At 46.1% G+C, this 20,197-nt stretch carries 25 protein-coding genes; 22 read left to right on the forward strand and 3 right to left on the reverse strand.

Annotation, left to right across the window (positions count from 1 at the left end; translation table 11 throughout):
• Nucleotides 1-2 precede the first annotated feature (2 nt).
• Nucleotides 3-2,879 carry an excinuclease ABC subunit UvrA gene (gene uvrA, locus OKX00_RS04655; RefSeq protein WP_416054301.1) on the forward strand — a complete coding sequence of 959 codons (2,877 nt, stop codon included), beginning with the start codon at nt 3-5 and terminating at the stop codon, nt 2,877-2,879.
• A gap of 106 nt (nt 2,880-2,985) precedes the next feature.
• Here the strand turns inward: uvrA and OKX00_RS04660 are convergent, their stop codons facing one another.
• Nucleotides 2,986-3,189: a hypothetical protein gene (locus OKX00_RS04660; RefSeq protein ID WP_053357058.1), complete on the reverse strand. Its 204-nt coding sequence runs from the start codon at nt 3,187-3,189 to the stop codon at nt 2,986-2,988.
• Nucleotides 3,190-3,390: 201 nt separating this feature from the next.
• On the opposite strand from OKX00_RS04660, the gene OKX00_RS04665 reads away from it, so the two are divergent.
• The 12 genes from OKX00_RS04665 to OKX00_RS04720 all read left to right on the forward strand — a co-directional run bounded on the left by OKX00_RS04665 (nt 3,391) and on the right by OKX00_RS04720 (nt 10,646).
• Nucleotides 3,391-3,693: a hypothetical protein gene (locus OKX00_RS04665; protein WP_265409621.1), complete on the forward strand. Its 303-nt coding sequence runs from the start codon at nt 3,391-3,393 to the stop codon at nt 3,691-3,693.
• A gap of 94 nt (nt 3,694-3,787) precedes the next feature.
• The gene (locus OKX00_RS04670) at nt 3,788-4,846 is read left to right on the forward strand and encodes a DUF4097 family beta strand repeat-containing protein (RefSeq protein ID WP_062237928.1); all 1,059 of its coding nucleotides are present in this window, start codon (nt 3,788-3,790) and stop codon (nt 4,844-4,846) included.
• An 11-nt stretch (nt 4,847-4,857) separates the two neighbouring features.
• A complete protein-coding gene (locus OKX00_RS04675; RefSeq protein ID WP_265409622.1) occupies nt 4,858-5,052 on the forward strand; it encodes a PspC domain-containing protein in 195 nt (64 codons plus the stop codon).
• The gene (locus tag OKX00_RS04680) at nt 5,053-5,424 is read left to right on the forward strand and encodes a phage holin family protein (protein ID WP_053357062.1); all 372 of its coding nucleotides are present in this window, start codon (nt 5,053-5,055) and stop codon (nt 5,422-5,424) included.
• 130 nt (nt 5,425-5,554) lie between these two features.
• Nucleotides 5,555-5,998 carry a GNAT family N-acetyltransferase gene (locus OKX00_RS04685; protein WP_322114350.1) on the forward strand — a complete coding sequence of 148 codons (444 nt, stop codon included), beginning with the start codon at nt 5,555-5,557 and terminating at the stop codon, nt 5,996-5,998.
• 171 nt (nt 5,999-6,169) lie between these two features.
• Nucleotides 6,170-7,105, forward strand: coding sequence for an HPr(Ser) kinase/phosphatase (hprK, locus tag OKX00_RS04690; protein WP_062237934.1), 936 nt, complete (start codon nt 6,170-6,172; stop codon nt 7,103-7,105).
• 287 nt (nt 7,106-7,392) lie between these two features.
• Nucleotides 7,393-8,208 carry a prolipoprotein diacylglyceryl transferase gene (gene lgt, locus OKX00_RS04695; protein ID WP_091002960.1) on the forward strand — a complete coding sequence of 272 codons (816 nt, stop codon included), beginning with the start codon at nt 7,393-7,395 and terminating at the stop codon, nt 8,206-8,208.
• 62 nt (nt 8,209-8,270) lie between these two features.
• The gene (gene ppaX / locus OKX00_RS04700) at nt 8,271-8,912 is read left to right on the forward strand and encodes a pyrophosphatase PpaX (protein WP_062237938.1); all 642 of its coding nucleotides are present in this window, start codon (nt 8,271-8,273) and stop codon (nt 8,910-8,912) included.
• Between the two features lies 1 nt (nt 8,913).
• Nucleotides 8,914-9,429, forward strand: a complete 516-nt coding sequence (locus tag OKX00_RS04705; protein WP_265409623.1) for an acyltransferase — start codon at nt 8,914-8,916, stop codon at nt 9,427-9,429.
• An 87-nt stretch (nt 9,430-9,516) separates the two neighbouring features.
• On the forward strand, nt 9,517-10,098 hold the full coding sequence (locus tag OKX00_RS04710) for a hypothetical protein (protein ID WP_265409624.1): 582 nt from the start codon (nt 9,517-9,519) through the stop codon (nt 10,096-10,098).
• Nucleotides 10,099-10,141: 43 nt separating this feature from the next.
• Nucleotides 10,142-10,411, forward strand: a complete 270-nt coding sequence (locus OKX00_RS04715; protein ID WP_265409625.1) for a hypothetical protein — start codon at nt 10,142-10,144, stop codon at nt 10,409-10,411.
• Nucleotides 10,377-10,646, forward strand: a complete 270-nt coding sequence (locus OKX00_RS04720; RefSeq protein ID WP_265409626.1) for a hypothetical protein — start codon at nt 10,377-10,379, stop codon at nt 10,644-10,646. The genes OKX00_RS04715 and OKX00_RS04720 overlap by 35 nt, the downstream gene beginning before the upstream one ends.
• Nucleotides 10,647-10,710: 64 nt before the next feature.
• On the opposite strand, the gene OKX00_RS04725 is transcribed toward OKX00_RS04720, so the two are convergent.
• On the reverse strand, nt 10,711-11,718 hold the full coding sequence (locus tag OKX00_RS04725) for a peroxiredoxin family protein (RefSeq protein WP_265409627.1): 1,008 nt from the start codon (nt 11,716-11,718) through the stop codon (nt 10,711-10,713).
• Between the two features lie 99 nt (nt 11,719-11,817).
• Here OKX00_RS04725 and OKX00_RS04730 point away from each other — a divergent pair, with 99 nt between their 5' ends.
• Nucleotides 11,818-12,060 carry a zinc ribbon domain-containing protein gene (locus tag OKX00_RS04730; RefSeq protein WP_265409628.1) on the forward strand — a complete coding sequence of 81 codons (243 nt, stop codon included), beginning with the start codon at nt 11,818-11,820 and terminating at the stop codon, nt 12,058-12,060.
• A 152-nt stretch (nt 12,061-12,212) separates the two neighbouring features.
• Here the strand turns inward: OKX00_RS04730 and cax are convergent, their stop codons facing one another.
• The gene (cax, locus tag OKX00_RS04735) at nt 12,213-13,271 is read right to left on the reverse strand and encodes a calcium/proton exchanger (protein ID WP_265410472.1); all 1,059 of its coding nucleotides are present in this window, start codon (nt 13,269-13,271) and stop codon (nt 12,213-12,215) included.
• Between the two features lie 258 nt (nt 13,272-13,529).
• Between cax and OKX00_RS04740 the strand changes: the two genes are divergently transcribed.
• Genes OKX00_RS04740 through hisI form a run of 8 tightly spaced genes read left to right on the forward strand, consistent with a single transcriptional unit; the run spans nt 13,530 to nt 20,111 of the window.
• Nucleotides 13,530-14,711: an ATP phosphoribosyltransferase regulatory subunit gene (locus OKX00_RS04740; protein WP_265409629.1), complete on the forward strand. Its 1,182-nt coding sequence runs from the start codon at nt 13,530-13,532 to the stop codon at nt 14,709-14,711.
• On the forward strand, nt 14,708-15,352 hold the full coding sequence (hisG, locus tag OKX00_RS04745) for an ATP phosphoribosyltransferase (protein ID WP_091002974.1): 645 nt from the start codon (nt 14,708-14,710) through the stop codon (nt 15,350-15,352). Before OKX00_RS04740 ends, hisG begins: the two co-directional genes overlap by 4 nt.
• Nucleotides 15,349-16,629 (forward strand): histidinol dehydrogenase, encoded by a 1,281-nt coding sequence (gene hisD / locus OKX00_RS04750; RefSeq protein WP_265409630.1) that lies wholly within the window; start codon nt 15,349-15,351, stop codon nt 16,627-16,629. The genes hisG and hisD overlap by 4 nt, the downstream gene beginning before the upstream one ends.
• Nucleotides 16,622-17,212: an imidazoleglycerol-phosphate dehydratase HisB gene (gene hisB / locus OKX00_RS04755; protein WP_265409631.1), complete on the forward strand. Its 591-nt coding sequence runs from the start codon at nt 16,622-16,624 to the stop codon at nt 17,210-17,212. Before hisD ends, hisB begins: the two co-directional genes overlap by 8 nt.
• Nucleotides 17,213-17,848, forward strand: a complete 636-nt coding sequence (gene hisH / locus OKX00_RS04760; RefSeq protein ID WP_053357076.1) for an imidazole glycerol phosphate synthase subunit HisH — start codon at nt 17,213-17,215, stop codon at nt 17,846-17,848.
• The gene (gene hisA, locus OKX00_RS04765; protein ID WP_265409632.1) at nt 17,845-18,573 is read left to right on the forward strand and encodes a 1-(5-phosphoribosyl)-5-[(5-phosphoribosylamino)methylideneamino]imidazole-4-carboxamide isomerase; all 729 of its coding nucleotides are present in this window, start codon (nt 17,845-17,847) and stop codon (nt 18,571-18,573) included. The genes hisH and hisA overlap by 4 nt, the downstream gene beginning before the upstream one ends.
• Complete coding sequence (gene hisF / locus OKX00_RS04770) at nt 18,574-19,332, forward strand: imidazole glycerol phosphate synthase subunit HisF (RefSeq protein ID WP_053357078.1); 759 nt, start codon at nt 18,574-18,576, stop codon at nt 19,330-19,332.
• The gene (hisI, locus tag OKX00_RS04775) at nt 19,329-20,111 is read left to right on the forward strand and encodes a phosphoribosyl-AMP cyclohydrolase (protein ID WP_265409633.1); all 783 of its coding nucleotides are present in this window, start codon (nt 19,329-19,331) and stop codon (nt 20,109-20,111) included. Before hisF ends, hisI begins: the two co-directional genes overlap by 4 nt.
• The last annotated feature ends 86 nt before the right edge of the window (nt 20,112-20,197 follow it).

A 20,197-nucleotide genomic window follows, 5' to 3' on the forward strand; every position in this document is an offset into this window, starting at 1 on the left:
AGTTGTCTACAAACCAAAACATTATTGTAAAGGGTGCACGCGCCCATAATTTAAAGAATATAGATATTACGATTCCAAGGGATAAACTGGTCGTATTGACCGGTCTATCAGGATCAGGCAAGTCCTCACTTGCTTTTGATACCATTTATGCAGAAGGGCAAAGGCGCTATGTTGAATCTTTGTCTGCTTATGCGCGCCAATTTCTTGGCCAAATGGATAAGCCGGATGTCGACTCGATTGAAGGCCTTTCTCCTGCGATCTCGATCGACCAGAAAACGACGAGCCGCAACCCGCGTTCGACTGTAGGGACCGTTACAGAGATTTATGACTACCTTCGGCTTCTCTTTGCCCGAATCGGTCGTCCGGTCTGCCCAAATCACGGAATAGAGATTACATCCCAGACGATCGAGCAGATGGTCGACCGCATACTCGAGTATCCGGAACGTACCAAGCTGCAGATTCTTGCACCTGTGGTTTCCGGACGCAAAGGTGAACACGTTAAAGTGCTTGAAGACATTAAAAAGCAAGGCTATGTTCGTGTCAGAGTGGATGGTGAACTGCGCGACATCGGTGATGAAATCAAGCTCGAAAAGAATAAAAAGCATTCGATTGATGTGGTCATCGACCGTATTGTCGTAAAAGAAGGAATCGCCACCCGTCTCGCTGATTCCCTCGAAACGGCGCTGAACCTCTCCAGTGGGACGGTTACGGTCGATGTCATGGGAGAAGAAGAACTGTTATTCTCCCAAAATCATGCCTGCCCGTATTGCGGATTTTCAATTGGTGAGCTCGAACCGCGACTGTTTTCATTTAACAGCCCATTCGGGGCATGTCCTTCATGTGACGGCCTTGGAATGAAGCTTGAAGTGGATCCGGAGCTCGTCATCCCTGATTGGAGCCTGTCCTTAAATGAGAACGCGATTGCCCCATGGACACCTGTAAGCTCCCAATACTACCCGCAGCTCCTGAAAAGTGTTTGCACTCATTTTGGAATCGATATGGACACTCCTGTTAAAGACCTGCCTAAAGAGCAGCTGGATAAAGTACTTTATGGCAGTGACACGGAGAGAATCCGTTTCCGTTATAAAAATGATTTTGGACAAATTAAAACGAATGATATTTATTTTGAAGGCGTTCTGGCTAATGTTGAACGCCGCTATAAAGAAACAGGTTCTGATTACATCCGGGAACAGATGGAAGGGTATATGGGCCAGAAAGCCTGCCCTGCCTGCAAAGGCTACCGTCTAAAAAAAGAATCGCAGGCTGTTCTCATTAACGGCCAGCATATCGGTGAAGCCACGGCTCTATCCGTGACAGAAGCGAAAGAATTCTTTGAAAATCTTGATCTGACGGAAAAAGAGCAGGCGATCGCACGCTTGATTTTACGTGAGATCGTTGATCGGATCGGGTTCCTTGTTAACGTCGGCCTGGATTATTTGTCACTAAACCGTGCAGCTGGAACGTTATCTGGAGGAGAAGCCCAGCGTATCCGTCTGGCAACACAGGTCGGTTCAAGGCTGATGGGTGTTCTGTATATCTTGGACGAGCCTTCTATCGGACTTCATCAGCGGGACAACGACCGGCTGATCCGCACGCTTGAAGAGATGCGCAGCCTTGGTAATACACTGATCGTCGTTGAACACGATGAGGACACGATGCTGGCCGCTGATTATATTATTGATATCGGCCCTGGTGCTGGAGCTCATGGAGGCGTCATTACTGCCCAAGGCTCTCCGAATGAAATCATGGATGATCCGAACTCTCTTACCGGGCAGTATCTTTCCGGTAAAAAGTTCATCCCTCTTCCAAAGGCGAGAAGAAAGCCGGACGGCCGAAACATTGAAGTCATCGGAGCTTCCGAAAACAACCTGAAAAATGTAAAGGTAAAGATTCCTCTTGGACTTTTTACAGGGGTAACAGGTGTTTCCGGTTCCGGAAAAAGTACGCTCGTTAATGAAATCCTGCATAAAGCATTGGCTCAAAAGCTTCATAAAGCCAAGGATAAACCAGGAGCTCATAAAGAAATTAAAGGCTTGGAACATGTGGACAAAGTCATTGACATCGATCAGTCGCCTATCGGAAGAACACCGCGTTCCAATCCGGCTACCTATACAGGTGTTTTTGATGATATCCGGGATGTCTTTGCCTCCACCAACGAAGCGAAGGTCAGAGGCTACAAAAAAGGCCGATTCAGCTTTAATGTAAAAGGCGGCCGCTGTGAAGCATGCCGTGGAGACGGGATCATCAAGATCGAGATGCATTTCCTTCCTGATGTGTACGTGCCTTGCGAAGTATGCCACGGAAAACGGTACAACCGTGAAACGCTTGAAGTGAAGTATAAAGGGAAGAACATTGCGGATATTCTAGATATGACGGTTGAGGAAAGTGTAGATTTCTTTGCCAACATTCCTAAGATTAACCGTAAGCTGGCTACTATTTTAGATGTTGGTCTAGGCTATATCAAGCTTGGCCAGTCGGCAACTACCCTTTCCGGAGGAGAAGCACAGCGGGTGAAACTGGCATCCCAGCTTCATAAGCGCTCTACCGGAAAAACGATCTACATTCTGGATGAGCCGACAACCGGCCTTCATGTGGATGATATCTCCCGTTTGTTAAAGGTGCTGCAGCGCTTAGTCGATAATGGAGATTCAGTTGTAGTCATTGAACACAATCTTGATGTCATCAAGCAGTGTGACTATTTGATCGACCTTGGTCCTGAAGGCGGAGACAAAGGCGGAACACTCGTCGGTGCAGGGACGCCGGAGAAACTGGCTGGCATACCTGAATCACATACCGGCCGCTATCTTGCTCCGATCATCAAACGCGATAAGAAGCGAATGGACGCTATTCTGAAACAAAAAGAATCAGTGGCTAAATAAATCTTTTCACAGCGAGTGCCAGGCACCGCGATTACACAAGTGTGTAATGGTGGTGCCTGGCACTTTAAATTTAAGAGCCTGCGATAAAATAAATCGCAGAGCTCTTCTATTTTTTTAGGAAAAGTAATAGCTTGTATATAAGAAAGTTTATTAACAGGACGATCAGGCTACCTACAATAGCCGCGATGAGCCTTTCTCCTGCAGAATAATCGGCGCTGGAATCGCCCAGGGCTCCAAATATGATTCCGGCCAGCATAAGTATCGTTAAAAAAGTAAAGAAAGATTTTATCGCTTTTTGGGTTGAAAACATGTTATCCTCCAATATGATTTCCCTTACAAGAATGGGTAGGGAAGGTCTGGATGCCAAAAAAGAAGTATCCTCATCTAAGATAGCCTATAATAAGGGAGAAAAACAAATCGACATGTGAATTTTTAAAGGATGTATATTTCTTAAGTAGAATTACAAGAAGTAGTCCTTTTCATTGTTCTATAGTTCAGGAGGAAACACAGCATGAATCCAAAAGTAAAGCGTATTTTATCGGCCATTTGTTATTTCAGTCTGTTTTTTGCACCTTTTCTTTTCCCGGCAGTGGTTTATTTCGCTGTGCAGGACCATGGTATTACCTACCATGCCAAACGCTCATTTTTATCGCACCTTTTTCCACTCATTGCTATACCGCTCGGGATTATCATTTCAGCTGAAACGGAATTCAACATGACGGCTATTATTATCAGTGTTATTCTATTCGGCCTTACTTCGTTTGCCGTGATGGTGTGGAATATTATTCAGGGAATTAAAGTTTTTACCCGATAGATGCAGTTCAGCATCCATTGACCGGAACAGAAGACAGCAGCCTAGAATCAGCCGGCGCCGGTTTTTAAAACATTGAAGGGGGCGTCAATTTCACATGGAAGAGCGAAAAATGATTTTAAACATGCTTAATGAAGGCAAGATTTCAGCAGAGGAAGCTGAAAAGCTATTGCTTGCTGTTAACCATAAAAAAGCGTTTGCGCTGCCATCCGGGACTTTGACTAAAAAACCAAAGGATACAAAAAAGGATCCTTCTAAGGGCTTTAAAATGGGCAAATTCTTCAACAGGGTCGTTAAGCGGATCAAGACGGTTGATTTTGATCTGAATTTTGGCCCGCATGAGGACGTTCACTACATTTTTGAAGACCGGCATGTCATGTTTGAAGCCATAGATATCGAGATTTATAATGGATCTATTACGATTGTTCCATGGGACAGGAATGACGTCCAGATTGAATGTGAGGCGGAAGTTTACAAGATTCCTGAAGGGACAGCAGCAAAAACAAAGTTCCGCAACGAAACGTTTTATGATTGTGATGCGACTCGCCTTCGCTTTTATGCAAGAAATAAACATCAGAAAGTGAATGCGGTCATCTCTGTACCGCGGAAAAACTATCAGGAGGTAAAGCTCGTCACGTTCAACGGCGGAATTAAGATCGGTGATTGTGAAGGCCGGCAGATGGCCTTAAAGACCACGATCGGCTCACTTTTCGTCAATAATTGCAGTGGAGAGAAGCTGAAGGCCGAAGCGTCAAACGGCAGCATCACCTTAAAGGAAAGCCAATGGAAAGAGCTGATCGCCGAGACGATGAACGGTCCCGTGCGGCTGAACGGGCAGGTGGATGACATTCGAATCGAAACGATCAACGGCTCCATTTATTATCGTTTAGACACTCCGGCGACAGGGTATGCATCATTAAAAACTGTCACGGGTAAAATAGAAGCAGAATTACCTGAATCACTGGAAGTAGAGGCTAGTTTAAAAACCTATGTTGGCGGTCTTGTCAGTGATTTTGACGGAATGGAAGTCTTGGAGCAAAAAAAGGAAGTAACCAAGAAGTTTCTTCGTTTTATTGCTAATAAAGGAAACGAACCGGCTTACCGTATGGAAGCGGAAGCCAAGACAGGCTCCATTGCCATCCTGAAGGTTAAATAAGGAGTGACATCATGAAAAGACTTGTTCGTTCTAGTGACCGGAAATTAGCCGGTGTCTGCGGGGGCATTGCGGACTATTTCGCCATTGATCCTGTAATTGTTCGTCTGATCGTTATTGTTGCCCTTATCGCGACAGCTATAGCCCCTGTTGTTATCGGCTATTTGATTGCCATATTTATCATTCCTGAAGAAAGTGAAGTGCACTAAATGTTTAACTGGTTAATCTCTTTACTTGTGAACACTGTAGTTCTTATGGTGGTTGCAGGCTATTATCCGCCTTTTCACCTGGAAGGGGTCGGTGCTGCTTTTTTAGCCAGCATCATCCTTTCCATTTTCAACTTATTTATCAAGCCCATACTGATCCTGCTGACGCTCCCCGTCACCGTATTGTCTTTCGGTCTGTTTCTTATCGTGATCAACGCCATTCTGCTTATGCTGACAGCGAAAGTCATGGGAGATCAGTTTAATATCGACGGATTTGGCGCCGCCTTTTTGGCAGCGATCATTATCTCAGTATTAAACCTGTTGATTCAAAATTTTATAATTGAACCTATGCAAAAAAAGAAGCGTTCCAGATAGGGGCGCTTTTTTGGTAGTTAAATCGAGGAGGTTTGGTGCCAGGCACCTTTGCAATGGGGTGATTTAGTTTTGTTCGGTGCCAGGCACCAAGGCACCAAGTTTGCTTACAGCAAACAGAAGGAGGCGAAAAATGGAATCTGAAAGGCTGCAGTTTAGGGAGTATTCGATGGAGGATTTGGAGTTTTATGCTTCTCTATGGGGACAATCTGATGTTGTTCAATACATAGGGAAAGGGTTAACAAAAACAAAAAAGGAAGCCACGAAAAGTTTAGAGAATTGGATCCTTCCAGGCTACAAAAATGGTTTGGGCCTTTATATCATACTGCATAAAGAGACAGGGGAGCCTATCGGGCACGCTGGCCTGGTCCGGCAGATTGTGGAGGGGAGAAGAGAGACGGAGATCGGCTATTGGCTCGCAAAACCTTTTTGGGGGAAGGGGTTTGCATCAGAAGCAGCTGCCTTTTTCATGTCCTACGGAAAGATTCAGCTGAAGTATGGAAGGATGATCTCTCTTATTCATCCCAAGAATACTGCGTCCATTGCTGTGGCAAAAAAAAATCGGCATGGCCTATGAAAAAACGGTGTTCTTTAACGGAAGCCGTACTCGTATTTATGCTTCAGGATAATAGCAGACACTAGGGCTACAGGATGGCAAGGATATGAATATTTTTGAAAAATGAATTTTGTTACCTTATTGCCCTTAGTGTACAATAATAGTTGAATGGAAGAAAAATAGGAGGAAACCATGGCGAAAGTACATACAAAAGAGTTGATCGATAAATTTCAGCTTGAACTGGTCAGCGGGGAAGAAGGTGTGCACCGCACGATTACGACCAGTGATATTTCCCGTCCGGGACTTGAGATGGCTGGGTATTTTACTTATTATCCTGCTGAACGGCTTCAGCTTCTTGGAAAAACAGAACTTTCTTTTATCAGCGAGCTGCCTTCTCAAATTCGCATAGAGCGGATGGAACAGCTGTGTACGGATGAAACACCGGGCATTATTATCTCAAGGGAAATGGAAGTGCCTAAAGAGCTGCTGATTGCCTCTCATGGGACAGGCGTGCCGATCATGCGGACGAAAATGACCACTACCCGCCTGTCGAGCAGACTGACCAATTATTTGGAAAGCCGCCTAGCACCAATGACTGCTGTTCATGGTGTATTGGTTGATATATATGGAATCGGAGTGCTCATTAAAGGAGACAGCGGGGTAGGAAAAAGTGAAACTGCGCTGGAGCTAGTGAAACGGGGACATCGTCTGGTTGCGGATGATTCTGTAGAAATCCGCCAGGAAGATGAAGAGACTCTCGTCGGAAGTGCGCCAGAACTGATCCAGCATCTGCTGGAGATCCGAGGTCTCGGTATCATCAACGTCATGACGCTGTTTGGTGCGGGAGCGATTCGAAACTATAAAAAGATTTCTCTCATTATCAACCTGGAAACCTGGGATTCCAAAAAGGTATACGACCGTCTTGGACTTGAAGAAGAGACCATGCCAATTCTGGACGCTGAGGTGCCGATTTTAACGGTGCCCGTCCGTCCGGGACGTAACCTTGCTGTCATTATAGAAGTGGCTGCGATGAACTTCCGCCTGAAACGAATGGGTATGAATGCTGCCAAGCAGTTTAACGACAGACTGACAGATGCTATTGCGTCTGGCGATGAAGAAGATTTATAAATCATGGCTCTTTTCTAAATGATTTTTGCTTTGGGACGATTTAGTAAAGAATCTTCTTTGATAAGTTGATTGGAGTGCAAGGGGCGAGACTACGGCTAGGAGAAGCGGGAAAGGTGAGACCCACAGGCGCTTGCGGCGGTAAGGCTCACCGCCCGCCCCGCGAAAGTAGGCGTTTACGCCGGTAAAAGCGAGCATCCTGAAACGGAAATCAACTACTACCAAGGGCAACAAATTTTACGGAAACAGCCTAAATCATAGAAAAAGATAGATAGAAGGAAGTGTGAATCGTGGACGCTAGTATTCATCCGATTGACCGGGTTGCATTTGAACTAGGCCCCATTACCGTCTATTGGTATGGGGTTATTATCGGGCTTGGAGCTTTGCTCGGGCTTTGGATTGCCGTCAGGGAGTCTGAACGCCGCGGGCTTGGGAAAGATATGTTCGTGGACGTTGTTATGTGGGCAGTGCCGATCGCCATTATCTGTGCACGGATATATTATGTTGCGTTTGAATGGGATTTCTACAGTAAGCATCCCGAAAAAATTATTGCCATCTGGGAAGGCGGCATCGCCATCCATGGGGCGCTCATCGGTTCTTTTTTAACCGCTTTTATTTTTTCAAAAATCCGTGGCATTTCGTTCTGGAAACTGGCGGACATCGCGGCTCCCAGTATCATACTCGGCCAGGGAATCGGACGCTGGGGCAATTTTATGAATCAGGAAGCACACGGAGGCCCCGTCAGCCGCAGCTTTTTGGAAAACACCCTGCACCTACCCGACTTTATCGTGAATCAAATGTACATTAATGGAACGTACTATCACCCTACTTTCTTATATGAATCACTTTGGGACTTGGCGGGATTTGTGATCCTGATGTTGTTAAGAAAAGCTAATCTCAAACGGGGTGAGCTGTTTTTCAGCTATGTCATCTGGTATTCGATCGGAAGATTTTTTGTTGAAGGACTGCGGACGGACAGCTTGATGCTCACCTCAACATTAAGGATCGCTCAAGTGATCTCTCTCGTCCTGATCGCCGTGTCAATCATTTTAATCATCTACCGCCGCAAAGCGGGACTGTCTGAGAAGCGCTACCTGGAAGGGTAAGCCCTCTCGGCTGCCCTTTAAGTAAAAGCCAGACAGAACAAACACGAAAGGACTCTCATGCTATGAAAATCAATACGGCTTTATTTGATTTAGACGGAACGCTTATCAACACGAACGAACTAATCATTGCCTCCTATCTTCATACGCTTGATAAGTTTTTCCCTGAACAATACAATCGCGAACATATTATTCCTCTGATGGGGATGCCCCTGACCGAAACGATGGAGCACTTTGACAAGAACCAAGTCAAAGAGCTCATTGAAACGTACAAAGACCATAACCTTTCTCACCATGATGAACTCGTTACAGAGTTTGAAGGGGTGATTGAAACGATCGAGACGCTGCATAAAAACGGCTACAAACTTGGCATCGTGACCACAAAGATGAGACGTTCCGTTAACCTGGGGCTTAAACTTGCCGGTCTTGACTGCTATTTTGATACGATCGTTACGCTCGATGATGTGGAGAGGGCCAAGCCTGATGCGGAACCTGTGGAAAAAGCACTGGCTCTACTGAATGCCAAGCCCGAGGAAGCTATTATGATTGGTGACAGCAAGTATGATATTCTGTCAGGAAAAAATGCGGGGACAAAAACAGCAGGAGTGGCCTGGACCATCCGTGGCCGTGAGTATCTTGAGGAGTTTTCACCAGATTATATGCTGGATGAAATGACGGACCTGCTGGCCATTTTAGGAGAGAAATAAAGTGAGAAAAACGGAACGGTACCCTGTTCAAGGCAAAAATTCGCTTTACCAGGTCTATGCCACGGTGCCTTTTTGGAAGGTGGCAAAGAATTTTGCTGCCATCCAGGTATCGCGCTATACTCCCTTTCTGCCCGTGAAAAACTGGATCTACCGAACTTTTCTCGGGATGAAGGTAGGAGAAGATACAGCGGTCGCCCTTATGGTGATGATGGATATCATGTTTCCCGAGCGGATTTCGATTGGCCGAAATACGGTCATCGGTTATAACACGACGATTCTCGCACATGAATACTTGATCCGGGAGTACCGGCTTGGTGATGTGACCATCGGGGATGAAGTGATGATCGGTGCAAACAGCACGATCCTTCCAGGGGTCACGATTGGACATGGTGCAGTTGTTTCTGCAGGCACACTCGTTCATAAAGACGTACCCGCAGGGGCCTTTGTCGGCGGAAATCCCATGCAAATCATTTATACGAAAGAAGAAATGGAAGGCCGGGAGCGGGAAAAAAGTTGAATTTTGTCGTGCTTTCGGCTCTTGGGTTTTTATTGCGCAAGGAGTATACTAGAAACAAGACAACTCGGTAAGCAGGAGGGAAGAAACTTGAATCGAAAATCTTTTTCTATATTTTTTGTAAGAGATACATTCAAAGTAGGCCATCTCATGGACGATAGCACCATCGGTCAACATTCTGCATCCCAAGCCAGCAGCAACACAGAACTTCTTGCAACAAGAGACGCTTACCGTTTTCGCACTACAGTTTCCCGGTTAAAAGGAAGTGCATTTGTAAAGCACTATGAGCTGCATGATGATAAAGCCAGTATCTATTATTATGGTGATTATGCATCCTATCGCAGGCTAGTACCTCATTCTGCACTCGGGAAGGAAGACTACTTACACTACTTAGGCACTGAAGAAGCAGTGTACCAACTACTCCTTGATTCCACGGTTTATTTGCTGAAAGAACTCCATTTCCTTAATCATGTAACCATCGAAATTCCGAACCATGGTAAAAAATATACAGTCAACGTTTCACGGGACGAATTGGACGAACACCTGGATTGCCATCTGTCTGAAATGAAGGACGGACACCATCACCGGTTTTATTTATTATGCCGGGATTTAGAAGTGGAAAAATTCGTATCTCAATTTGTAAAAGTTAAAAGGCTGCGCAGAAAACATTAAATTTTGCTGAGAAAAATGGGCTGTCCAAGAAGTCTGTAAGCTGTTGATTTCCGTTCCAGGCTGCTCGCTTTTACCGGCGCGAGCTCCTACTTTCGCGGGGCGTGCGGTGAGCCTTACCGGCGTGAACGCCTACTTTTTGGTGCAAGCACCGACGGGAGTCTCACTTGTCACTCTAGTCCCGCAGGACAAGGAAGGCTTCGGCAGCGTTATATCGCACGAAGAAAATGTGAAATTCATTTTCGAGGAGTCTCGCATCTTCCACTTAAATCAACTTTTCATTGAAGATTTTTCAAGCCAAAAAGGGGCTGCCTGAAGGTCAATTTTCGACTTTCTGGACAGCCCCTTTTTTATATCATTTTATATCGGAATCTGAAGCCGTCCATCATGAAGAACTGCATCAGCTCTATGAAGATATTTTTGGACAGGACCGAAAAATATTGTTCGCGGGGTTTGAGGGCAAGAAAAATCTCTCCATCCTTGCCGTTTCACGGAATGGAGAGCTGGCTGGATTTAAGATGGGCTATGAACAGAATGTGGTTTTGATATAATTTAGGACGTGTACCGACAGCAAGGGAGAGCCAAAGATTATCCTGGAAAAAAGCTGTGAATGATCTATTGAATGAGTGATTCCATCATGTCTGCGTTCAGGGGACCAATATGAAGCTGGGCGATCGTGCCGCTTTTGTCTATGACATACGTCGTTGGTAAGGTAAACGCATGATACTTTCCACCCACCTTCCCCTTTTCATCATATAAAACAGGGAAGGTGACGTGATGCTTTTTGGCAAATGTTTTGGCCGCTTCACGTGAATCTTCTGATGTAAGATTCACGGCGAGAATGACCACATCTTTGCTTCGATGTTCTTTATAAAACCGCTGCATCTCCGGCATCTCAGCCTGGCACGGAGGGCACCAGCTGGCCCAAAAGTTCAGAAACACTGTTTTTCCTTTATATTGGGAAAGTGAGATCGTTTTTCCGTCCAAAGAGTTTAGTTTGAAATCAGGCGGGGTGTTGCCTCTTTTCAAACCTGATACTCCTGCTTCAGCAGCTGGAAGCTTTTTATTCTCGATAGTGCCGGTTCCTGCTAAAGAAAGCAAAACAAGAGCTGCTAGTACAAGCGAGCTGAGTCTGTGAACACGTTTGTTTTTCATGAAAAGAAGAACAAAAAATATCCCGCATGATACGGTGGAAAAGGCAGCGGACACGATGCTTTTTTCATAGAAAGCATGAACACCCTCGTAAAACATGTAGAAGGCAGTTCCGGAGAGTGTGCCAGTGAATAATAAAGAGGATGCTGATGCATGCGTTCTGCTCAGAGCAATTAAAACATACAAACCAGCAGCGATCGTCCCAAAAACCAGCCCCGGTGTGCCTCCTGAGAAATAGAGAAGGTAACTGGGGTGCTTAATCGTCAATAACGGGTGTAGAAAAAAATAGCTTATTTTCCATATGAAAAGGATAAGGGTTGCGGCATTCCAGACTAGATTGATTTCTGCATACCCTTTGTTTTCCTCTTTGGCTTTAAAATGCACCACTCCATAAGCAAACATTCCAGATAACAATAGGAGCAAAAGCTGAGTGTTCAAGTGTAAGAGCCCCAGCTGAATAACTTCTGGCATCGATCATAACCGCCTTCCTTAAAAACATATGATTACTATTACCTTATCCACGGTAAGGGACAAGTATGATAGAGAAAATCATAAAAAGGGTGATGAATAATGAGTCGTGTAACGGATGAAATACGCTCAAGATTTAAATGTGTGAAATGCCAGCATGACCAATGTCAAACGAAGGAACTTGCCATGACAGGATCGGGCTTAAGCAAGCTTCTCGATATCCAGCATAACCATTATTTGTTTGTTTCGTGTGAGAACTGCGGATATGTGGAGGTTTACAATCCGTCCATTCTGGAAGGGAAGAAAGGGCAGCTCGGGACGATCTTGGACATCTTCTTCGGATGAAAAAAGCTTCAGCAGCGGAACATCATGTTCTCGCTGTTGAAGCTTTTTTTACGATTGACATGTCAAACCTCTCATACTGATGCTTGAGAGAGCCCCTCAAGTCATCCAAACATACCCTTATTCATCATCTTGGATAAACAATATGTCTTTTGTTACAAAAGATAGAATCCGACACCCATGATCAGGTAGGCTGCGAGAAGGGTCAAGCCTTCAAACCAGTTGGTATCCCCATCATTCGTAATGGAGATGGTCAGGAATACAGCCAAGACCATCGAAACGAGTTCAGGCAGTGAGAAGACAAGTGACATCTGCTTCTCAAAAAACATGGAAGCAAGAACTAGAACAGGAGCAACAAACATGGCGATCTGGAGTGTTGAACCGACGGCGATTTCAACAGTTACTCCAATTTTGTTTTTGTAGGCCATCAATACAGCAGAAGCATGTTCCGCTGCATTACCAACGATTGCGACGATGATAATCCCGATGAATACTTCGCTCCAGCCAAGTGCTCTGCCTACTTCTTCAAACGTATGCACGAGGTTTTCTGAAATGTACGCAACAGCCAAGGTTGCGAGGAATAGAACGTTGATTGATTTCTTCTTCGTCCACTCTGCTGCTTCTTCTTCATCATGCTCTCCGCTTTCCTCGTCATAGGCATAAACGCCGCGATGAGTCACAAGCTTAAAGTAGAGGGCAGCCAAGTAAAGGACGATCATGATCGCAGAAACCCATATGCTTAATGTAAAAGATTCGTGATTATCAAGTGTCAATGAGAATACTTCAGGGAAAACAAAAGCTACAACAATAGCAAAAATCATTAATCCCGCGTTGTGCTGGGCATCATGCACATTAAACTTTTGCCTTTTAAACTTCAAGCCGCCCATAAAGAACGAAAGTCCCCCGACAAGCAAAAGGTTCCCCAATACTGAACCTGTCAAAGATGCGAGCACGACTGAAACTAATCCAGCTTTTAAGGCGAAAATAGAAATGATCAGTTCTACGGCATTGCCAAAGGTGGCGTTAAGCAGCCCTCCGACCCTGGGGCCAACTGTAATGGCAAGGCTCTCGGTCGCTCTTCCCATGAATGAAGCCAGGGCAACAATCGTTACACAGTAAATAATAAATGAAGCAACTGCCGGCCAATGCATCAGGCTGGCGGCGACAGATAAAGGAATTCCTAGTATAATTCCGATGAAAAAAATGCGATTAATCAATATGTATGCTCCTTTATAGTAGAGTTTTTTTGTGAAATACTAAATTAACTGCAGTGATTCCTATGTTTTTAGCTCCCATCAAGTATTCCCTTTTTCATCCGTCTGTAACGTATTTTATCGATAAAAGGGTCAAGCCTGCAAGTGTTGCCTTCCCGCTCTTTCGGTTGACGAATGACAAAAAGAGGTGTAGACTACAACGTATATTTTAACTCGGTAGTATATTAGCGAACTAAAGCGAAGTGAAGGTGTGAGTCAATGTCAAAGCCGTTTGTTTTCGAAAAACCAATGGGGATGAGAGATACTCTTCCCGTGTTATATCAAGTAAAGCAGCAGGTTCGTAAGGTGATGGAACAAGAGATCAAAGGATGGGGCTATCAGTTCATTCAAACCCCTACTTTAGAATATTACGATACAGTAGGCGAAGCATCTGCGATCTTGGATCAGCAGCTCTTTAAACTAATGGATTCAGAAGGAAAAACGCTCGTCCTCAGGCCAGACATGACAGCGCCGATCGCCCGAGTGGTTTCTTCGAGCATGAAAGATGTTTCGTATCCCATTCGTCTGGCGTATGATTCGGCTGTATTCCGTTCACAGCAGCGGGAAGGAGGCCGCCCTGCAGAATTTGAACAAGTAGGCGTCGAACTGATTGGCGATGGAACATCAAGTGCAGATGCGGAGGTTATTGCGCTCATGGTGTCAGCCCTCTCAAAGGCAGGACTGCAAGAATGTAAAGTGGCCGTGGGGCATATTGGGTTCCTTAATGAACTTTTTCTTGAAGTGCTCGGAAACGCTGAGCGAGCAGAAGAACTTTTGCGATATTTATATGAAAAAAATTATGTAGGCTACGCCAGTCATGTGAAAAACCTGGCACTGTCGTCCATTGATAAAAAACGATTGCTGGATCTGCTTCACCTGCGAGGGGGGGAAGAGATCCTGGATGAGGCCAAAGGTATGTCAGCACCTGAAGGGAAAAAAGCAGTTGCTGATTTACAAGAGCTTTATTCAATTTTAGATTTGTACGGAGTAAAAGATAAAGTCGTCCTTGATTTTACGCTCTTCAGCCATATGAGCTATTACACGGGTATCGTATTCGAAGGATATACCAATGAGCTAGGCTTTCCGCTATGCAGCGGAGGGAGGTATGATCAGCTGCTCGGTGAATTCGGCAGGAGTGCGCAGGCGATCGGTTTCGGTATCCGGCTTGATTACTTGATAGAGGCATTGAACGTGAAAGAGCCACTTAACCCTCGGACATGCATCGTTTTTAGTCCGGAACGCAGAAAAGAAGCCATCGAAAAATCAAGAGAACTTCGCGAAAAAGGGCTATCTGCTATTGTTCAGGATATTTCAGGGGTCGGCAACGTTGATGAATACAGCGGCCGTTTTCAAGAAGTCATTTATTATATCGGCAAACCGGAGAAAGGGGAGGTACAATGAGCAGCTTATTAACGGTAGCAATGCCAAAAGGGCGGATTTTTCAGGAAGCAGTAGAGCTTTTGCGCCAGGCGGGTTATCCGCTGCCTCCCGAATTTGAAGATTCGAGAAAACTCATTATTGAAATAGAAGAAGCAGGGATGCGTTTTATCCTGGCCAAGCCCATGGACGTTCCCACTTATGTGGAGCACGGCGTTGCAGATGCAGGGATCGCTGGAAAAGACGTAATGCTTGAAGAAGAACGGGATGTATATGAAGTCCTGGACCTGAAAATCAGCGACTGTTATCTGGCTGTGGCCGGACTTCCCGGACAAAGAGAAAACTCAGTGGCACCCAAGATTGCGACGAAATATCCGAATGTGGCGGCACAGTATTTCCGGGAGCAGGGAGAACAGGTGGAGATCATCAAATTGAATGGATCCATTGAGCTCGCTCCGCTGATCGGATTGGCGGACCGCATTGTCGATATCGTTTCTACCGGAAGAACATTGAAGGAGAATGGCCTTGTAGAAATGGAGAAAATCCGGGAAATTACATCCAGAATTATCGTCAATCCAGCGAGCTACCGCATGAAAGCAGGGGTTATTGATGAGCTGGTCGAACGTCTTAGCAAAGTGGTAGAGAGCAAGGAGGAAGTACTGTGAAGATTGAGAGAGCGATAGACTTAAAAAGTTTAAAGCGAAACATCGATCAGGATTCTGAAGCACAGCTTACTTCTGTTAAAAGTATCTTAAACCAGGTAAAAGAACAGGGAGATGCCGCGCTTTTTGAGCTGACAGAGAAGTTTGACGGGGTACAGCTGAAGGAATTGCAGGTGTTACCAGAAGAAATTCAGCAGGCATACGATGAAATCGACGATGAAATGGTTGAAATCATAAAAGAAGCCGCCAGAAACATAGAGGAATACCATGTTCAGCAAAAAAAGCAATCATGGTTTTTTACTAGACAGGATGGTACAGTGCTTGGCCAGAAAATTACACCGCTTGATTCCGTAGGTGTGTATGTTCCCGGTGGTACAGCAGCTTATCCTTCGTCTGTGCTTATGGGTGTAACACCAGCAAAGGTGGCTGGCGTAGAGCGGATCGTGCTGATTTCTCCGCCTGACAAAAACGGCAAGCTCCCGGCTGGTGTACTGGTAGCCGCCAATGAAAGCGGAGTGGCTGCGATCTTTAAAAGCGGCGGAGCACAGGCCATCGGGGCTCTTGCTTATGGAACAGAAACGATCCAGAACGTAGATAAAATTGTTGGACCCGGAAACCTTTATGTGGCACTCGCGAAACGTGAAGTATTTGGAACGGTCGATATTGATATGATTGCAGGTCCGAGTGAAATCGCCGTATTGGCGGACCAGACAGCCAATCCTTCCTACATTGCGGCTGACTTGCTGTCACAGGCGGAGCATGATCCGAGATCAGCGGCTGTTTTGGTAACAACATCAGAAGTCCTGGCAGAACAAGTGGCAGAAGAAGTGGACAAGCAGCTGCAGACGCTTCCACGCAGAGAGATCGCAGAAGAAGCGGTGCGGAATTATGGAGCCATCTATCTTGTGGATACCTTAAAAGAAGGTATTGATTTGATCAATGAGATTGCTCCTGAGCATTTGGAAGTGATGACGGAAAGCCCGATGGAACTGCTGGGGCAAATTAAACATGCGGGAGCAATTTTTCTTGGCCCGAACAGCTCAGAGCCTGTTGGCGATTACTTTGCCGGCAGCAACCATGTTTTGCCGACCAGTGGAACCGCACGTTTTTCATCGCCGCTCAATGTGGACGATTTTACGAAAAAATCAAGTGTCATCATGTACAGTGAAACAGCCATTAAGGATAATGCTAAAAAGATAGCCGCATTTGCCCGGCTCGAAGGACTGGAAGCACACGCACGGGCAGTAGAGAAGCGATTGGGGGAAACCGAACATGAGTAACCGAACCTATTCAATAGAAAGAAATACAAAAGAAACGCAGATCGCCCTGGAGTTTTCCATTGATGGCGAAGGACAATCGGATATCGACACACCTGTTCCTTTCTTAAACCACATGCTGGACGGGTTTACCCGGCATGGCTTATTTAATCTATCGGTGAAAGCCACAGGCGATACGGAGATTGATGATCACCACACGACTGAGGATGTTGGAATCTGTCTTGGAACAGCAATCAAGGAAGCACTTGGCGATAAAAAGGGGATTAAGCGCTATGGGAACGCTTTTGTGCCGATGGATGAAACCCTGGCCCAAGTGGCCATCGACTTAAGCAACCGTCCTCATCTTGAGTTTCGTGCAGAATTTCCTTCTCAAAAGGTAGGGAAATTTGATACGGAGCTTGTGCACGAGTTTTTCTGGAAGCTTGCACTGGAAGCACGAATGAATCTTCATGTGATTGTTCATTACGGGACAAACACCCATCATATGATTGAAGCCGTCTTCAAGGCCTTCGCGAAAGCGTTAGATGAAGCGACCCTTATCGATCCCCGTGTGAAGGGTGTTCCTTCAACAAAGGGGATGTTATAAATGATCGGCATTATCGATTACGGGATGGGGAACCTGCACTCCGTAAGTTCCGCCCTCAAACGCCTTGATCAGCCTTACTTTCTTTCTGATCAAAAAGAAGAGCTGGCAAAAGCAGATAAGCTTCTCCTGCCGGGTGTAGGATCGTTTAAGGATGCCATGGCCATTTTAAACGGAACAGGGCTGGCAGATTTTATTAAAGAAGAAGCCGCTGCAGGAAAGCCGCTGCTCGGTATCTGCCTCGGCATGCAGCTTCTTTTTGAAGAAAGCGAGGAAAATGGCATCACCAAAGGGTTAGGTCTGCTTCCCGGAACAGTCGAACGTTTCTCAGGAAAAACGAGCAGCGGTGAGACGTACAAAGTGCCGCATATGGGTTGGAATAAGCTTGAGTACAACCGAACTTCTCCGCTGATTGAAAACCTGGATGAAGGCTATGTTTATTTTGTTCATTCCTATGCGGTCCAAACGGGTGACAGCGATTGTTTGATTGCCCAGGCCCAATACGGTGGCCAAAGCGTGCCCGCTGTAGTCGGACAGAACAATATTTTCGGTACACAATTTCATCCGGAAAAAAGTTCAGAAGTAGGCATGACGATTTTAAGCAATTTTTGCAATCTGGCAGAGGAGGCGAAGGCATGAGTGAATTTTTATTGTATCCAGCCATTGATATGCGCGGCGGTAAATGTGTAAGGCTGCTGCAGGGAGATTATAATCAGGAAACCGTTTATGGAGATTCCCCTTTTGACATGGCCAAGCAATTCGCGGAAGCAGGTGCAAAATGGATTCATATGGTTGATCTTGATGGTGCAAAGGCGGGGGAGAGGGTCAATCACCAGCATGCTGTCCGAGTCGCCAAAGAACTTCAGGTTTCTGTACAAATAGGAGGCGGAATACGCACGGAAGAGGATGTGGCCTTCTATCTGGAAGAGGGAGTGAACCGTGTAATCTTGGGAAGCGCGGCGATTTCCAATCCGGAGTTTGTACTAAAAATGCTTCGTACTTACGGAGAACAGATTGCAATTGGCATTGATGCTCGAGACGGCTATGTGGCGACTGAAGGATGGCTGAACATGTCTGAGATCAAAGCGGCTGATCTTGCTGAGCGGCTATCGAATGAAGGAGCAGAGACGTTTATTTTTACAGATATCTCGAAGGACGGTACCCTGCAAGGGCCGAACACCGAAGCGATTGGCCAGCTAGCCGGTCTAACGGGTAAAAACGTGATCGCATCAGGAGGAATCAGCTCTCTGGCTGATCTTGAGGCGCTGAAAAAAGACCACCGCGGCATCGGCGGTGCGATTATCGGGAAAGCGCTGTACACAGGCAGATTGACACTAGAGGAAGCGCTGGAGAAGGTGAAATAAATGCTGACAAAACGAATCATTCCCTGTCTTGATGTCAAAGAAGGCAGAGTTGTAAAAGGCGTACAGTTCGTCAACCTCATTGACGCTGGTGATCCGGTCGAGCTTGCAGCTTTTTATGACCGGGAAGGCGCGGATGAGCTTGTCTTTCTTGATATTTCCGCTTCTCATGAAGGCCGGCAGACGATGATCGATGTTGTGGACCGGGTGGCGAGCCAGCTCGCCATCCCGTTTACGGTAGGTGGCGGCATCAATTCACTGGAAGACATGAAACGTGTGCTGCGAGCAGGCGCTGATAAGGTTTCTGTTAATACAGCTGCACTTTTGCGCCCTGAGCTCATTACAGAAGGCGCTGATTACTTCGGTTCCCAATGTATTGTCACAGCGATCGATGCCAAGTATGATGAATCTCTTGGTTCTTGGCGTGTCTATACTCATGGGGGCAGGAAACCGACCGAGTGGGAAGTAACGGCATGGGCGAAAGAAGCGGTCAAGCGGGGTGCAGGCGAAATTTTGCTGACGAGCATGGATCAGGACGGAGAAAAGAGCGGTTTTAATCTGGCACTGACAAAAGCAGTAAGTGAAGCAGTTACGGTTCCGGTCATCGCATCCGGCGGAGCGGGGAATGCACAGCACTTCCATGAAGCTTTTACAGAAGGAAAAGCAGATGCAGGTCTTGCTGCCAGCATCTTTCATTATAAGGAAACGTCGGTTAGAGAAGTAAAGAAAGAGCTAAAAGAAAAAGGAGTGGTGATCCGATGAATGTGTCTTCCGTAAAGTTTGATGAAAAAGGGCTGGTGCCGGCCATCGTTCAGGACGCCCGTACGAAAACGGTGCTTACCCTTGCGTATATGAATGAAGAGTCGCTGAAAAAAACACTCGAGATTGGTGAAACGGTATTCTACAGCCGTTCCCGCCAGGAGCTCTGGCACAAGGGTGAAACGTCCGGCAACACGCAAAAAGTCGTGGACATCCGCATGGACTGCGACCAGGATGCGCTCATCGTGTTTGTCGATCCGAAGGGGCCTGCGTGCCATACCGGGGCTGAGAGTTGTTTTTCTGGGGAATCATCACTGCGAGGTTCGGTTACAGGTGAGTCCCTGCGAGGTTCGGTTACAGGCACCATAAGTTCGGTGCCAGTCACCGACGTGCCAGCCACCGACGTGCCAGTCACCGATGGATCAGCCACTGAAGGGAAAACATCCTACGGGGATGTTGTTCCGGGTAAAGCAGGAGGAAGTAAATCTCCTGAAATACTTAATGTGCTGCAGGGGCTGATTGCCGAGCGAGAGCGGCAGATGCCTGAGGGAGCATACACTACCTATCTTTTTGATAAAGGTGTGGACAAGATATTGAAAAAGGTTGGAGAAGAAGCTTCAGAGGTGATCATTGCTGCGAAAAATCGCGACAAAGAAGAACTGAAATGGGAAGCCGCCGACTTGATTTATCACCTTCTTGTCCTTTTGCAGGAACAAAAGCTTCCGTTTGCTGAAGTTTTGGGCGTATTGGAAGAGCGACATACTTCCAAGGATCGAAAATAAAGAGTAATTGTGGGGCCGCCGGGATGTTCGGCGGCCTTTTTGTGCGATGAAATGATGGAATTGAGTGTAAATCAGGGATAATTGAG

The sequence above is a fragment of the Fictibacillus sp. KU28468 genome, assembly GCF_026153615.1.
Lineage (GTDB): Bacteria > Bacillota > Bacilli > Bacillales > Fictibacillaceae > Fictibacillus_C > Fictibacillus_C marinisediminis.

Coding starts and splice junctions, on each gene's coding strand:
- hisH (WP_053357076.1), top strand. CDS start 17,213: ATGATCGGCATTATCGATTACGGGATGGGGAACCTGCACTCCGTAAGT.
- OKX00_RS04680 (WP_053357062.1), top strand. CDS start 5,053: ATGTTTAACTGGTTAATCTCTTTACTTGTGAACACTGTAGTTCTTATG.
- OKX00_RS04740 (WP_265409629.1), top strand. CDS start 13,530: ATGTCAAAGCCGTTTGTTTTCGAAAAACCAATGGGGATGAGAGATACT.
- hisA (WP_265409632.1), top strand. CDS start 17,845: ATGAGTGAATTTTTATTGTATCCAGCCATTGATATGCGCGGCGGTAAA.
- OKX00_RS04685 (WP_322114350.1), top strand. CDS start 5,555: ATGGAATCTGAAAGGCTGCAGTTTAGGGAGTATTCGATGGAGGATTTG.
- hisI (WP_265409633.1), top strand. CDS start 19,329: ATGAATGTGTCTTCCGTAAAGTTTGATGAAAAAGGGCTGGTGCCGGCC.
- OKX00_RS04665 (WP_265409621.1), top strand. CDS start 3,391: ATGAATCCAAAAGTAAAGCGTATTTTATCGGCCATTTGTTATTTCAGT.
- ppaX (WP_062237938.1), top strand. CDS start 8,271: ATGAAAATCAATACGGCTTTATTTGATTTAGACGGAACGCTTATCAAC.
- OKX00_RS04675 (WP_265409622.1), top strand. CDS start 4,858: ATGAAAAGACTTGTTCGTTCTAGTGACCGGAAATTAGCCGGTGTCTGC.
- hisB (WP_265409631.1), top strand. CDS start 16,622: ATGAGTAACCGAACCTATTCAATAGAAAGAAATACAAAAGAAACGCAG.
- OKX00_RS04730 (WP_265409628.1), top strand. CDS start 11,818: ATGAGTCGTGTAACGGATGAAATACGCTCAAGATTTAAATGTGTGAAA.
- OKX00_RS04725 (WP_265409627.1), bottom strand. CDS start 11,718: ATGCCAGAAGTTATTCAGCTGGGGCTCTTACACTTGAACACTCAGCTT.
- hisG (WP_091002974.1), top strand. CDS start 14,708: ATGAGCAGCTTATTAACGGTAGCAATGCCAAAAGGGCGGATTTTTCAG.
- OKX00_RS04670 (WP_062237928.1), top strand. CDS start 3,788: ATGGAAGAGCGAAAAATGATTTTAAACATGCTTAATGAAGGCAAGATT.
- OKX00_RS04660 (WP_053357058.1), bottom strand. CDS start 3,189: ATGTTTTCAACCCAAAAAGCGATAAAATCTTTCTTTACTTTTTTAACG.
- hprK (WP_062237934.1), top strand. CDS start 6,170: ATGGCGAAAGTACATACAAAAGAGTTGATCGATAAATTTCAGCTTGAA.
- hisF (WP_053357078.1), top strand. CDS start 18,574: ATGCTGACAAAACGAATCATTCCCTGTCTTGATGTCAAAGAAGGCAGA.